This is a genomic window from Maritalea sp. YIW29, from assembly GCF_057219265.1.
On record NZ_JBXVVF010000002.1, the window covers coordinates 1223324 to 1237570 of the forward strand.

Consider the following 14247-nt stretch of genomic DNA (forward strand, 5'->3'; position numbering starts at 1 on the left):
CGCGTTCATAATGGAGAAAACAATGAAATCGACTTTTACTGCAGCCCTTCTGGCTCTATCTACACTGACGACCGGTGCTGTGGCATCTGATTCAATTAGCGAATTCCGCATTGGCATTCTTGGCGGTGAAAACGCTCAAGACCGCATGAACAGCTATAGCTGTTTGCAAGGATATGCCTCAGACGAACTTGGCGTACCTGTGAAATTGTTTGCGCCTGCTGACTATAATGGCGTGATCCAAGGTTTGCTTGGTGGCACATTGGATATGGCTTGGATGGGTGCATCATCTTACGCAGCTGTTTACTTGCAAGATTCTGATGCGGTTGAGCCGGTTTTGGTAAAGATCAATCTCGACGGATCTTACGGTTACCATTCCATTGGTTTCGCCCGCAAAGATGCTGGTGTGACAGAACTTGAAGACCTTAAAGGTAAGGTGTTCGGCTTTGGCGATCCTAACTCAACAAGCGGGTACTTGATTCCATCAATCGAAATTCCACAAGCTACGGGTTCTACAATGGAATCTGGAGCGTATTTCGGCGAAGTGAAATTCACCGGTGGCCACGAGCAGACAATCGTTGCTGTGTTTAACGGCGATATTGATGGTGGCGTGACTTGGGCTGACGCACAAGGCAACTGGGAAGACGGCTACAATTCTGGCGCTTTGCGTAAAGCGGTTGATGCAGGTCTTGTGGATATGAATGAGCTTGTTCAAATCTGGAAGTCGAACGTCATTCCTGAAGGACCTGTTGTTCTACGCAAATCGCTTCCAGCAGATGTTAAAGCCAAAATGACAGCGTTGGTTGATGGTCTATATGAAAAAGATCAAGACTGTGCATACGGTGTTGCAGCAGGCGATACACTTGGTTTCGATCCGATTACGCATGATGCTTACACATCAGTGATCGAAGCACGAAAAGCCAAAATCGGCGGCTAATTCAAGACATCCAAACAACATCCAGTCGGGGCTCTTTTCGGGCCCCGACTTTTCACATCAGGAAGTGGCAAATGGTAACTCAATTTCCAAAAGGCCCCGGCACACGCAACGCCAAATCATCCAACACCCGCAACATACAGGCCAGTTATCTGGCAATGGTTCAACGCAAACGGCTGTATGGCGGAGTTGTGTTGTTGATCTTCATCATGTTGATGGTGTCCGGCTTTGTGGTCGCTGATGGCCGTAATGCAGGTGGATTTTGGGCAGGCCTAAAAAATGTAGGTGATTATCCGGCGGATGTCTTATCCGAGGCTTGGGCGCATCGTGCTGAAATACCTGGATATTTGCTCAAGTTCTTGCCCGCGTTGATTGAGACCATCAATATTGCGGCGGTTTCCACGCTGGTTGGCGTGATCGCTGGGTTTCTGTTGGCAATGCATGGCACCAGAGGACTGGCTTTCTTTCCGTGGGCCGTGCCGTTCGTGCGCCGGGCGACAGATATTATGCGGGCTATCCCTGAAATTGTTATTGCCCTTTTGCTCATCTTTGTGCTTGGCGGCGGGCCTGTGCCTGCGGTCATTGCCATTGCAATTCACACTGCTGGCGCTATTGGCAAGCTGTTCTCTGAAGTGGCGGAAAATGTGGACTTGAAGCCTGTTGAGGGTCTGAGCTCAGTTGGGGCAAACTGGTCCCAACGCATTCTTCTTGGGGTGCTGCCACAGGTGGCACCAAACTTCTTGAGTTACAGTTTGCTGCGATTTGAGATCAATATTCGCGCGTCTGCCATTCTCGGTTTTGTTGGGGCTGGCGGGCTTGGCTATGAGTTGCGCAATGCCATGTCTTGGGGGCCGGGCCTTTTCGATGAGGCGGCGGCTATTTTCATCCTGTTGTTCGCAACAATAATATTCTTTGATCAAGTCTCCAGCCGCTATCGAAATGAACTTAGCGAAGGAAAATCGGCATGATTAATGCGAGCATCAGCAGCGCACAATTCCAAGCGGTTGCGCTAATCCAACGAAAAAAACAAATTGCATTTGTTGTCCCAATAATTGCCTTGGCCTACTTAATCTATGTGGCGATTGCCTTTGATGTTGTGGGCTTGGCGGAGCGGGCGCGGTTGGACAATGCGATTACTTTCGCATCTGACAGTTGGAGCCATAAGGTTCATGTTACGAAATCTCATCGTTCTGGTGAAATTGACTATGCGATTGAAGGTGAGCGCAAAGGGCGCTATCCCGACGGTACGCGTCCCGAATGGGTCACCGGCACTAATGTTACAAAAGTCGATTTGGGCGACGGGTATGTTATCCGCCTGATGGCCGACAATGAGATGGACTTTGTCATTCCCGGCTACGGAACGTTTGAGGCGAAGTTCAATGGGCGCACCGTTGAAACCAACCTTGGGGAAGGCGCTCCAGATTGGATTAATGCCAGTGACCGCAGGGTTGCGCTAAGCACGCCAAACGGGCGCGTCACCATTACCCGGTCGAAAACAGAGATTTTTCGGTATTTCCCGGGGTGGGAATTGTTCTTTTATACCTTGGATAGTCCATATTACGGCCAGTCACTATTCAGCATTGTGTTTGGACCCCAATTGGATGAAAGCCGGAATAACATTTCAGGGGCGTGGTCTGACTTTTGGGGGAACCCGATGTGGCGACACTCAGATGTTTTGTGGGCCATTGGCGAGACAATTCTGATGGCGTTTCTTGGTACTTTTGGTGCCGCTGTCATCACACTTCCTTTGGCGTTTCTCGCTGCGAAGAAATTCACTCCATTTAATGCCCTAAGACTTGCAATGCGCCGGGTATTTGACTTCTTACGTGGCGTGGACGCTTTGATTTGGACAATCGTTCTGAGCCGTGCATTTGGCCCCGGGCCTTTAACCGGTGCCCTCGCGATTTTGATCACCGACACGGGTACGTTTGGGAAAATATTCTCTGAGGCCCTTGAAAATGTCGATGACAAGCAAATCGAAGGGGTCGCCTCGACGGGTGCCAATCCGGTGCAAGGATATCGCTTTGGTGTCATTCCACAGGTGGTGCCGGTTTTGCTTAGCCAAATCCTTTATTTCTTTGAATCAAACACCCGCAGCGCAACGATTATTGGTGCGATTACAGGTGGTGGAATTGGCTTGATGTTGACGCAGGCAATCCAGACACAAAAGGATTGGGAGGAGGTGGGTTACTACATGATCCTCATCATCCTAATGGTGATTTTCATGGATTGGGCTTCAGGACTATTGAGACGTAAATTGATCAACGGGGACGAAAGCTAATGGCCAAACTTAAACCTGATATGCCGGTCATAGGCGAAGACTGCACGATCGTTGATAGTACCTTTGGTGATTATGTTTCCATCGGGCGTGGGTCGCGCTTGAATAAAGTTGAATTGGGCGACTACTCATATTGTGATCGTTATGCGGATATTGCAAATGCGGTGATCGGCAAATTTTCCAACATCGCATCTTCAAGCCGCATTGGCGCGACTGACCATCCCATGGGGGGCGCGTCTTTACATCATTTCATGTATCGCTCAAATGAATATTGGGATGATGCCCAAGATGATGCTGCGTTTTTTGAGCACCGTGCGTCGCGCAAAGCCTATATTGGCAATGATACTTGGATCGGCCATGGCGCTATGATCAAGCCTGAAATAAAAGTTGGTCATGGGGCAATCGTTGCGGCGGGTGCGCTGGTCACGAAAGACGTACCGCCATTTATGATCGTTGCGGGGGTTCCAGCCAAACCATTGCGTGAACGCCAACCTCAAGAAATTGCTGAGCGTTTGATTGCGCTGGCGTGGTGGGATTGGGACCACCAGAAAATCAGGGCGTCGCTCAACGATTTCAGAAAGCTTTCTGCGCTTGAGTTTTTGGAAAAGTATGAGGCTTGATATGCGTTAGCTTGCGCTGTTGTTCAGCACAAGCGTAACGCGTTCGCTGGCAAACCAAGTTTGCCCAAACTCAACTGGCATCCCATCAACATCAACATTAATTGAGGTTGTGTATAATAGGGGGGCTCCTTCTTGCACGCGCAGGTGCAAAGCCTGTGTGGCATTTGCAGTTTGCGCGTTGATGCGCGTTGAGTGACGAACATAGTCGGCGACGCCACATTCTTTGAGTGCGACGGTAATTGATCCTTGTGCGGCCAGGGCATCTTCAATGTTGGGTAATCTCGTGACGGGGAAGTGGCTTTCGCTGATGGATAGCGGCACGCTGTCGGAAAAGCTGATCGCGTGACACACGCAAATGGGCTCGCCCTCTTTAACCTTTAAGCGCAACAGATCTTCTTGAGTGGCTTGCCGTGTTTCAATTGAAAGTGCTTCTCGTTTTGGTGTGTGCCCAGCGTCGATAAGGTTGCTGTGAAATCGTACGCGATGGCCGATTGGATATTCTAAGGGTTGATTGAGGACGAAATATCCCGCGCCGCGCCTGCTGTGCACCAATCCCTCGTCGACTAAATGCGACATTGCGTGACGAATTGTGTGGCGATTTACGCCAAATCTCTTCGCATATATTGCCTCGGTTGGCAGCTTTTGCCCTTCACCATATTCGCCGTTGGCGACCGACTGACGAATGGCACCGGCTATCGACTGCCAGACAGGTGTTTTTGCACTTCGTTTCATTAGCTGTCACCAAAAATTCATAAAACTAGATTTGCGGTTCACGGTGAAATCAACCATAATGTGTATAGTTGTATAGTATGAATCTCATTTGTCTAGATGGCGAAAGACACCAAATGATAGAACATGACAGAAAAGCGTGGTTAGGGCTGTTGGCGAGGGCGCCGAAGGGCCGCGTTGCCTCGCTCGTTGCGAAAACCAATCCCGCGAGCAATTTTGAATGGCTCCGCAAACCAGAAATCGGAAGCGTTATGGTGCGGGGGCGCGCTGGCGCAGTGGGTGCACCGTTTAATTTGGGCGAATTGACGGTCACCCGCTGTTCCTTGCGTCTGCCCAGCGGAGAAGTGGGGCATGGATACGTCCAGGGTCGCGACAAAGAATCCGCTCAATTTGCGGCGCTTGCTGACGCGTTGTTGCAGACGGAAGCGGCGAACGAAATCGCCCAACAAGTGCTGTCACCTTTGCAAGCCGCAGAGAATGAAAAAAAGCAGGTACGCGCGGAAAAAGCGGCTTCAACAAAGGTGGAGTTTTTCACGATTGCACGGGGAGAAGACAATTGAATTCATCATCTCTTGATGGCGGTTTTACCGATCATGCTACGCAGGCAGCATTTGCTTTTCGGGCGTTGCTTAATGTGATGGCAAAGCCGGGCGCAATCGAAGAAATTGGGGGTGCGTCTGCACCTGCGCCAATGTCCAACGCTGCGAGCACTTCGCTGCTGACTTTGTGTGATGCGGATACGCCAATCTATTTGGCAGGCAGTTACGATTGCAGAGATATAAAGGACTGGATTGCGTTTCACATCGGTGCGCCAATTTGTTCTCGCCAAGATGCCCAATATGCGATTGGCACTTGGGATAATTTGATGCCGATTGATGATTTTCCGATTGGCACTTCTGAATATCCGGACCGTTCAACAACATTGATTGTGGAGTTGGCGAACTTGGGTGCAACTGGGGCAACGCTTTCTGGTCCAGGCATTAAAGAAACCGCGAACTTCTCTCTGCCGGACAATGTTGCGCTATTTCAGTCCAACAATGCGCGGTTCCCACTTGGTGTTGATTTTATGTTCACCGCTGGCAGCAAAATCGCTGCTCTGCCCCGAAGCACGAAGGTAGTTTGACTTATGTATGTTGCTGTTAAAGGTGGTGAGCGCGCCATCGAAAATGCACATTCGTGGCTGGCCGAGGAGCGGCGCGGAGACAAGAATGTGCCAGAACTTGGTGTCGACCAAATCAAGGAGCAGATGTCGCTCGCGGTAAATCGCGTTATGGCTGAAGGCTCGCTCTATGATCCCGACCTCGCGGCGCTCGCCATCAAACAATCTAGAGGCGATTTGATCGAAGCGATTTTCCTTATTCGGGCCTATCGCACAACGCTGCCTAGGTTTGGCTATTCTGAGCCAATTGATACGCAAGCTATGGCGTGTGACCGTCGGATTTCAGCGACGTTTAAAGATCTTCCGGGTGGACAAGTTTTGGGCCCGACATTTGATTACACACACAGGCTGTTGGATTTTAAGCTTGCCGCAGATGGCGAAGTGCCTGACGCGCCGCAAAAAGAAGTTGTGCAAGAAACGGTTCCACATGTTGCTGCGTTTTTGAATAAAGAGGGTTTGATCCAGCAAGAGGCAGTTTCAAATGAAACGCCGCCAGACCTGACCCGAGAGCCGCTTGAGTTGCCTGCCGACCGGCCATTGCGGTTGCAGGCGCTAACGCGCGCCGACGAAGGATTTACATTGGGCATGGCCTATTCAAGCCAGCGCGGTTATGCGCGTAACCACGCCTTTGTTGGCGAACTTCGCATTGGTGCGGTTGCGGTTGAAATGGACATTCCAGAGCTTGGATTTGCGATTGAGATTGGCGAGATCACCGTTACGGAATGCGAAACGGTAAATCAGTTTCAGGGGTCAAAAACAGAACCGGCCCAGTTCACCAGAGGCTATGGGCTTGTGTTTGGTCAAACTGAGCGCAAGGCTATTTCCATGGCATTGGTCGATAGGGCATTGCGGTGGGAAGAGCTTGGTGAGGACAATTTAGGTGCACCAGTACAAGATGCAGAATTTGTCCTTTATCACGGTGACAATGTTCAAGCGACGGGTTTCTTGGAGCATATAAAATTGCCCCATTATGTTGACTTTCAGTCAGAGCTAGAATTGATCCGCCGGATGCGTGAAACAGCATTAGAAACTCAAATTCCGGAGGCAGCAGAATGACCGATCAAGCCTATAATTTCGCGTATTTGGATGAACAAACCAAACGTATGATCCGACGGGCATTGCTCAAAGGGCTAGCAATCCCGGGATATCAAGTGCCATTCGCAAGTCGCGAAATGCCCATGCCATATGGTTGGGGAACTGGCGGTGTCCAGGTAAGTGCGGCAACGATGACGCCTGACGATGTTTTCAAAGTGATTGATCAGGGGGCTGACGACACGACGAACGCTGTGTCCATTCGTCAGTTTTTTGAAAAAACGGCTGGTGTTGAAACAACAACCAGCACGAAGGACGCCACGCTCATTCAAACGCGCCACCGCATTCCCGAGGAAACATTGGGTGACAATCAAATTCTTGTCTATCAGGTGCCCATTCCAGAACCCTTGCGGTTCTTGGAACCGCGTGAAACCGAAACACGCAAGATGCACGCTTTGGAAGAGTACGGCCTAATGCACGTCAAACTTTATGAGGACATCTCTAAAAACGGCCGCATAGCAACGTCTTATGCGTATCCCGTAAAAGTTGAGAACCGATACGTTATGGACCCGTCGCCAATTCCAAAATTTGACAATCCAAAAATGGAAATGTCAGCCATACAATTGTTTGGTGCTGGTCGCGAACAGCGTATTTACGCATTGCCGCCCTATACGAAAGTGGTCAGCCTTGATTTTGAAGACCATCCTTTCGACCCTTCAAAGGCGCCGCACAACTGCTCAATATGTGGTGCGGACAATAGCTATTTGGACGAAGTTATCGTCAATGATGACGGGGGGCGGACATTTGTGTGCTCTGACACCGATTTTTGTGAAAAACGTGTTGAGGCGGGGCATACAGGAATGCAGTTTACAGGAGACGCAGCATGACACCTTTATTAAGCGTGGATAGCCTCTCCAAACATTATGGCAATAATATCGGATGCTCGGATGTTTCGTTTAACCTTTATCCCGGTGAAGTTATGGGGATTGTGGGCGAAAGTGGTTCTGGGAAATCAACCTTGCTCAATTGCATGGCCGGTCACATTACCCCCGAACAGGGCAAAGTGATTTTTGACACACGGGTTGAAGGCCCAAAGGACACATTGGCCATGTCGGAGCCAGAACGTCGGATGCTTTCGCGCACCGATTGGGCTTTTGTGCACCAACATGCCCGTGAAGGTTTGCGCATGAATGTGAGTGCTGGCGGTAATGTTGGCGAACGGTTGATGGCTGTTGGTGGCCGCAATTATGCAAACATTCGCAACAAAGCCGTTGATTGGCTTGGTCGCGTTGAGATTAGCGAAAACCGAATTGACGATCGCCCGAGTACATTTTCAGGTGGTATGCAACAGCGCTTGCAAATTGCTAGAAACCTTGTGACCAATCCTCGGCTTGTGTTTATGGACGAGCCAACTGGCGGGCTGGATGTGAGTGTTCAAGCGCGTCTTTTGGACCTACTTCGCGGGCTTGTGCGCGATATGGGTCTTTCAGCAATCATCGTCACACACGATTTAGCTGTTGTGCGATTGCTGGCGGATAGGTTGATGGTGATGAAAGATGGGCACGTGGTCGAAACCGGCCTCACAGATCAGGTCTTAGATGATCCACAACATGCGTATAGCCAGTTGCTGGTTAGCTCAGTTTTGCAGGTGTAAACATGATTAATATATCAAATCTTTCAAAGAAATTCACGCTTCACAATCAAAATAGCGCTGAGATTTTGGTTTTGTCAGAAGCGAACCTGAGTGTTTCAAAAGGCGAATGCGTTGCGCTAACTGGTGTTTCAGGCTCGGGAAAATCAACGTTGATGCGAATGATTTATGGCAATTATCTCGCTGCGTCGGGCGCCATTCAAGTGGGTGATATTGATGTTGCAAAAGCTGAGCCACGTGAAATTTTGGATTTGCGCAGATATACGCTTGGCTATGTAAGCCAGTTTTTGGGCGTTGTGCCGCGTGTGCCAACAATCGACGTGGTTGCAGAGCCATTATTGCAAGTTGGTGTAGATGTTGACGAAGCAAGAGACCGCGCTGCTATTCTGTTGTCGAAAGTGAATTTGCCAGAGCGTTTATGGCAACTTTCACCAACAACCTTTTCAGGCGGAGAACAGCAACGAGTGAACGTGGCCCGCGGCTTCGTTCATCACTATCCAGCGTTGCTCTTGGACGAACCTACGGCCAGTCTGGACGGGAAAAACCGAGAAGTTGTTCTGGAGTTAATCGAAGAAGCCAAACAACGCGGTGCCGCAATCATTGGAATATTCCATGACGAGCCGGCCAGAAACCAAGTTTGTGATCGTTTTGTCGATGTCGCTGAATTTACTCCGGGTCTAGCAGCATGACCGGTCGACTGATCGGCGTGGTTGGCCCCTCTGGCGTGGGAAAAGATAGCGTGATGGCGGGCATTGCCCGTGCTCGCCCAGATCTGTCGCTCGTTGAACGGGTCATAACCCGGTCGCCAGATCTTGGCGGTGAAGCGTATATATCGGCAACAGAAGGTGAATTTGAGAACAAAGTCGCCAATGGCGAATTTTGTCTGCATTGGCGTGCGCATGATCTACACTATGGCATTCCAACCACTTTGTTGGATGAAGTGAAGGCGGGCAAGCAACTGCTTGTGAACCTTTCCCGATCGGTGTTGCTTGAAGCAAATGAAAAGTTCGGGCGGTTCGATGTCTTAAACATAAGAGCCGAAGAGCAAACCGTGCGCGAAAGACTGCGCGCGCGGGGACGCGAAAACGAAGCTGAGATAGAAAAGCGCTTGAGCCGCCTTAAGTTTCCGCTGCCCAATGGAATTGACGCAATCACAATCAACAATGACGGTACGATTGAGGATGCTGTTCACACGGCGCTGAACGCGCTTTACCCGGATAGGGCGTAATGTTTGATCAGTTCGAAATATCCGTCATTTCGTTCACCCATAAGTGCGATTTTGTCGATCGTAAATGGATTTGGAAGCGTTGGAAGCGCCGATTTCAGATATGGTTCGACAAAGCCGAGGAGCTCTTTATCCAACTTTCCCGTCAAAGTTATGTGAAACCGAAATTCGTCAAAAACATAAGGATAGCCCCAGTTGGTCAGCATTTTTTCCTGATTTGGGGCCAACCCATTTGCGCGGCGCTTTTCAAGTTCTGCTGCGCTGGCAGGGGCTCGAAATAGGTCGAACTCTTTGACGCATGCAGCGGCGAGTGCGTTGAGACTAGCAATATTGCCATGCGGGACCAACGCCAAAAATCGGCCGATGGATTTGATATGCAATCCATCCGCTTCAACAATCGAGTGGTGTGCCGCGAATTCAGCACAGGCTTCTTTCAGGTTGCCAACAGACTTCTCAGTGTCCAAGTGAAACGGCGGTTTCAACGTAGCGTGCAACCCATATTTTCTTGGTGCCGCTGTCACATCATCGACATGAAATTGCGGCAAACCATCCAAACGTCGCGTTTCTTGTTTCGCATGAACCGCATCCCAACCCAGCCAACGTGCGCCGAATTCGGCCAATGGATCATCGCTTGGCATATAGTAAATCGCAAACCGTCGGAAATTTGACATGAATTCTCCTGCTTTCTTACAGCAACTGCCAGAAAAATATGACGCCCATATGTCAGGTCAAGTGACATTGGCAAATGCAAAGATCGTGCTTAGCGATCAAATTCTTACTGGCTCAATCGAGGTTGAAGATGGTGTCATCACGGCCATAAGTGAAGGTGATCAGGTGCCCCGTGATGCAATCGATTTGGCTGGTGACTATGTTATCCCAGGGCTGGTTGAATTGCATACAGACAACCTTGAACGACATATTGAACCGCGGCCTGGTGTTCAGTTTCCGCACAAAACGGCAATTCTTGCACATGATGGTGAACTGGCTTCTGTTGGTATTACGACGGTATTTGATGCACTTCGTGTGGGCTCAATAACTAACTCGAAAACCAATTACGGCAAATATGCGCGACAGGTTGCGAGTGAGATATTGAGCTTGCGCGAGGAGGGGATTCTGCGCATCAGACACATGCTGCATCTGCGTGCGGAAGTCTGCTCTGACACACTGATTGAAGAGCTCGCCGAATTCGGATCAGATGACAGGGTTCGGCTGGTTAGCTTGATGGACCACACCCCGGGTCAGAGACAGTTTCGTGAAGTGAGCAAGCTAAAGAACTATATTGTTGGCAAATATGGCTACACCGACCAGCAATTTGAAAAGCATGTTCTTGAGCAACAAGCGCGGGGAAATCGTAACCGAACGAAGCACGAAAACGCGGTTATAGAACAAGCAAATCTATTCGGCGCGACGCTTGCTAGCCACGATGATACAACAACCGCGCAGGTGGAGAAATCAAAGTCGATCGGAATAAACCTAGCGGAATTTCCAACGACATTAGAAGCAGCTCAATCGTGCTCTGATCAAGGGATTAAGATCATCATGGGCGCGCCAAATGTTTTGCGCGGCGGTTCGCACTCTGGCAATGTAGCGGCGGCTGAATTGGCGGAAAACGGCCTTTTGGACATATTGTCCTCCGACTATGTGCCTTCAGCACTTCTGGTAGGGGCGTTCCAACTGGCCGAAATTTGGCAGGATCTGCCGCGGGCGATCAAAACCGTTACACAGAACCCAGCGGATGCAACTCAACTTGCTGATCGCGGACGCATACAAGTTGGATGTTACGGTGACCTCGTACGAATTAAAGTTCACAAGAACTCACCAGTTGTCGGTGGCGTATGGCGTGGTGGCGTGCAAGTTGGCTGATCAGCTTTGACTTGGGTAGTTTCGTGGTGCTTGGAGCAATTGGGTACGAAATGCCGTTATTTCATTGGGGGCGTTTGCGCCCCAACCTTCCTAAGCCCGCGGAAAGCCATTCCATCATCATAGAGCAGAAAATTGTCTGGGTATCGTAACCAACTGGTATTCGCTCATACTTCAAAATTCGAAATGTGCTTCAAATTTTGCGAGGGCACGCAAACGAGCGGTGACGTGGCTTTTGTTGTGAAGTTTTTGGGTCAACTTGCTCCAATTGATCTAGCTGATCTCAATTAGTTCGGATGGTTGGATAAGGCCACTTACTTGCAATGCGATGAAATTGCCGATTGTGGTTGCGTACTCAGCAGGGAGCTATGAGCCATTGGGTCGGTAACGATTGAAGTGACGTATGATCGAGTTGAAGCGAACTAGTTTTGTCGTTCGGATTTTGGGCTGTTGCCAAATTTTTCTTTGAAGAGTTTGGAGAAATGCGAGGCATTTGTGAATCCGGTGGCAATGGCAATTTCTAGAATTGAGCTGGTTGATTGAATGAGCAGTTCTCTGGCTTTTTTAAGCCGCAAGTCGCGGTAAAATGTCATTGTTGATTTCCCAATTTTTTCTTGAAAGAGACGCTGTAGTTGCCGCGCGCTGACATTGCACAACATGGCGAGCTGTTCCAATGACAAAGGGTCCGCCAGGTGATTGGTCATCAATTCAATAGCTGCGACGAGTGCAGGTTGATGGACATTATATTGCGCACCCAGACCAACTCTTTGTGGGTCACTATGCGGACGAATGTTGGTGTGTATGAACCAGTCGCTCACCCGGTGGGCGAGGTCTGCGCCATAGTTGCTGGTGATAATTGCCAACATCATATCGAGCGGAGCAACGCCACCCGCGCAAGTGTAACGGTCTCGATCAATGACGTATAGGCGCTGTTCAACAAGGTGATCAGGGTAATGCTCCTTTAGCGCATCAACGTGTTGCCAGTGGATTGTGAAGCGCCGGTTACGGAGCAGGTTGGCCTTCGCTAAAATGGCGCTGCCCCCGGAGATGCCACCAAGTGAGACGCCTTTTGCGTTTAGTGTGCGCAGCCATGAAAAAACAGAAGTATCTTCAAAGAGTAAAGGGTTGCCGCCGGCTACCACAAAGACGAGATCAAATTCTAAATCTAAATTATCAAGAGACTGTGTTTCAATCCCAAATTCGGCTGAGGAATTGACTGTTCCGCCGCCCGCGGAAACATACTGAATGTCAAAAAGGTTCTGACCTGCCAACAGGTTTGCTGCCCGCATTGGCTCAACTGCTGAGGCGGTGGACATAAGCGCATATTGGTCAACCAAAAGTACGCCCACTCTGGTTGATTCAGTTTTGAGTTGTTCCATGAAAGTTCGTCCAATCCGTTAAAAGTACAGGTTTTGACTAATTTATCATATTTTTTGTCATTTTTAGAACAATTTTATCAAAGGTGAGATGCCATACTCCTCATGCGCAGCTGTGGGGTGTCATGATGCATTATTCTGGGTTTAAGGTTTTGCTTGAAGGTCTTCGTGGGCACACGGGCTGGAAACCGGTATGGAAAAACCCAGATCCGAAACCCGAATATGATTTTGTTATCATCGGTGGTGGTGGCCATGGTTTGGCTACAGCCTACTATCTTGCCAAGACCTTTGGAAAAGCCAAAGTCGCCGTGCTTGAAAAAGGCTGGCTTGGCGGCGGTAATGTTGGGCGGAATACCACAATTGTTCGCTCGAATTATTTGCTTGATGGCAATCAGCCATTTTACGAGTTCTCGTTGAAGCTCTGGGAAAATCTTGAGCAAGATTTCAACTACAACGCAATGGTCAGTCAGCGCGGTATTTTGAACCTGTGCCATACGGATGCGCAGCGTGATGCGTTCCGGCGTCGGGGCAATGCAATGTTGTTACACGGCGCTGATGCGGAACTGTTGGACAATGCAGCCGTGCGCGACATGGTGCCGTTTTTAGATTTTGACAATGCCCGATTCCCGATTGTTGGTGGGCTGTTGCAACGACGGGCAGGCACCGTGCGTCATGATGCGGTTGCATGGGGATATGCAAGAGGTGCTGATCTGCATGGCGTTGACATCATTCAAAATTGCGAAGTGACGAGCATTGATATTCAAGATGGTGTGGTGCAGGGAGTGCAGACCAGTCGCGGCGCAATCAGGGCGAAGAAAGTAGCGTCGGTTGTTGCGGGCAGTTCATCACGCATTATGGCAATGGCGGGTATGCGATTGCCCATTGAAAGCCATGTTTTGCAAGCCTTTGTGTCTGAGGGGTTAAAGCCGCTTATTCCCGGCGTTGTCACTTTTGGGGCTGGGCATTTTTACGTCAGCCAATCGGACAAGGGCGGGTTGGTGTTTGGCGGTGATCTTGATGGTTATAACAGCTATGCCCAACGGGGTAACTTGCCGGTTGTTGAAGATGTAATCGAAGGCGGGATGGCATTGATGCCAATGCTTGGCCGGGCGCGATTGCTGCGGTCTTGGGGCGGCATTATGGATATGTCGATGGACGGTTCGCCCATCATCGACAAGACACCAATTGACGGGCTCTATTTTAACGGTGGGTGGTGCTATGGCGGCTTTAAAGCAACGCCTGCTTCAGGCTATGCGCTCGCGCACCTATTGGCCACGGATAAGCCCCACGAAACAGCTCAAGCCTATCGCCTAGATCGTTTCAGAAGCGGTGCGGTTATTGACGAAAAGGGCGTTGGCGCCCAACCGAATTTGCATTGAGGTCAAT

The 14247-nt window shown here is 49.9% G+C and carries 16 protein-coding genes; 13 read left to right on the forward strand and 3 right to left on the reverse strand.

Annotation, left to right across the window (positions count from 1 at the left end):
- Nucleotides 1–22 precede the first annotated feature (22 nt).
- The 4 genes from phnD (at nt 23) to AC2D8L_RS15350 (ending at nt 3829) form a co-directional block, all read left to right on the forward strand.
- Nucleotides 23–934, forward strand: a complete 912-nt coding sequence (phnD, locus tag AC2D8L_RS15335; protein WP_484686350.1) for a phosphonate ABC transporter substrate-binding protein — start codon at nt 23–25, stop codon at nt 932–934.
- 71 nt (nt 935–1005) lie between these two features.
- A complete protein-coding gene (phnE, locus tag AC2D8L_RS15340; RefSeq protein WP_484686351.1) occupies nt 1006–1899 on the forward strand; it encodes a phosphonate ABC transporter, permease protein PhnE in 894 nt (297 codons plus the stop codon).
- Nucleotides 1896–3212 (forward strand): phosphonate ABC transporter, permease protein PhnE, encoded by a 1317-nt coding sequence (gene phnE, locus AC2D8L_RS15345; protein WP_484686352.1) that lies wholly within the window; start codon nt 1896–1898, stop codon nt 3210–3212. Before phnE (AC2D8L_RS15340) ends, phnE (AC2D8L_RS15345) begins: the two co-directional genes overlap by 4 nt.
- Complete coding sequence (locus AC2D8L_RS15350; protein WP_484686353.1) at nt 3212–3829, forward strand: LbetaH domain-containing protein; 618 nt, start codon at nt 3212–3214, stop codon at nt 3827–3829. Before phnE (AC2D8L_RS15345) ends, AC2D8L_RS15350 begins: the two co-directional genes overlap by 1 nt.
- A 6-nt stretch (nt 3830–3835) precedes the next feature.
- On the opposite strand, the gene phnF is transcribed toward AC2D8L_RS15350, so the two are convergent.
- Nucleotides 3836–4561: a phosphonate metabolism transcriptional regulator PhnF gene (gene phnF, locus AC2D8L_RS15355; protein ID WP_484686354.1), complete on the reverse strand. Its 726-nt coding sequence runs from the start codon at nt 4559–4561 to the stop codon at nt 3836–3838.
- A gap of 113 nt (nt 4562–4674) precedes the next feature.
- Here phnF and phnG point away from each other — a divergent pair, with 113 nt between their 5' ends.
- From phnG to phnN, 7 genes are read left to right on the forward strand one after another with little or no spacing between them, the layout of a single operon-like run.
- Entirely contained in the window at nt 4675–5118 is a 444-nt protein-coding gene (phnG, locus tag AC2D8L_RS15360; RefSeq protein WP_484686355.1) for a phosphonate C-P lyase system protein PhnG, read from the forward strand.
- Nucleotides 5115–5681, forward strand: a complete 567-nt coding sequence (gene phnH, locus AC2D8L_RS15365; RefSeq protein WP_484686356.1) for a phosphonate C-P lyase system protein PhnH — start codon at nt 5115–5117, stop codon at nt 5679–5681. Before phnG ends, phnH begins: the two co-directional genes overlap by 4 nt.
- Nucleotides 5682–5684: 3 nt before the next feature.
- The gene (locus AC2D8L_RS15370; RefSeq protein ID WP_484686357.1) at nt 5685–6773 is read left to right on the forward strand and encodes a carbon-phosphorus lyase complex subunit; all 1089 of its coding nucleotides are present in this window, start codon (nt 5685–5687) and stop codon (nt 6771–6773) included.
- Nucleotides 6770–7636 (forward strand): alpha-D-ribose 1-methylphosphonate 5-phosphate C-P-lyase PhnJ, encoded by an 867-nt coding sequence (locus AC2D8L_RS15375; protein ID WP_484686358.1) that lies wholly within the window; start codon nt 6770–6772, stop codon nt 7634–7636. The genes AC2D8L_RS15370 and AC2D8L_RS15375 overlap by 4 nt, the downstream gene beginning before the upstream one ends.
- Nucleotides 7633–8403, forward strand: a complete 771-nt coding sequence (gene phnK / locus AC2D8L_RS15380; RefSeq protein ID WP_484686359.1) for a phosphonate C-P lyase system protein PhnK — start codon at nt 7633–7635, stop codon at nt 8401–8403. Before AC2D8L_RS15375 ends, phnK begins: the two co-directional genes overlap by 4 nt.
- A 2-nt stretch (nt 8404–8405) precedes the next feature.
- Nucleotides 8406–9089, forward strand: a complete 684-nt coding sequence (gene phnL / locus AC2D8L_RS15385) for a phosphonate C-P lyase system protein PhnL (RefSeq protein WP_484686360.1) — start codon at nt 8406–8408, stop codon at nt 9087–9089.
- The gene (phnN, locus tag AC2D8L_RS15390; RefSeq protein WP_484686361.1) at nt 9086–9628 is read left to right on the forward strand and encodes a phosphonate metabolism protein/1,5-bisphosphokinase (PRPP-forming) PhnN; all 543 of its coding nucleotides are present in this window, start codon (nt 9086–9088) and stop codon (nt 9626–9628) included. The genes phnL and phnN overlap by 4 nt, the downstream gene beginning before the upstream one ends.
- On the opposite strand, the gene AC2D8L_RS15395 is transcribed toward phnN, so the two are convergent.
- Nucleotides 9610–10296, reverse strand: coding sequence for a DUF1045 domain-containing protein (locus tag AC2D8L_RS15395; protein WP_484686362.1), 687 nt, complete (start codon nt 10294–10296; stop codon nt 9610–9612). The genes phnN and AC2D8L_RS15395 overlap by 19 nt on opposite strands.
- On the opposite strand from AC2D8L_RS15395, the gene AC2D8L_RS15400 reads away from it, so the two are divergent.
- Nucleotides 10295–11488, forward strand: coding sequence for an alpha-D-ribose 1-methylphosphonate 5-triphosphate diphosphatase (locus AC2D8L_RS15400; RefSeq protein ID WP_484686363.1), 1194 nt, complete (start codon nt 10295–10297; stop codon nt 11486–11488). The two genes, AC2D8L_RS15395 and AC2D8L_RS15400, sit on opposite strands and share 2 nt — an antisense overlap.
- A gap of 419 nt (nt 11489–11907) precedes the next feature.
- Here AC2D8L_RS15400 and AC2D8L_RS15405 read toward each other — a convergent pair whose 3' ends face one another.
- Nucleotides 11908–12864 (reverse strand): GlxA family transcriptional regulator, encoded by a 957-nt coding sequence (locus tag AC2D8L_RS15405; RefSeq protein ID WP_484686364.1) that lies wholly within the window; start codon nt 12862–12864, stop codon nt 11908–11910.
- Nucleotides 12865–12989: 125 nt separating this feature from the next.
- Between AC2D8L_RS15405 and AC2D8L_RS15410 the strand changes: the two genes are divergently transcribed.
- Nucleotides 12990–14240 (forward strand): sarcosine oxidase subunit beta family protein, encoded by a 1251-nt coding sequence (locus AC2D8L_RS15410; RefSeq protein ID WP_484686411.1) that lies wholly within the window; start codon nt 12990–12992, stop codon nt 14238–14240.
- Nucleotides 14241–14247 lie beyond the last annotated feature (7 nt).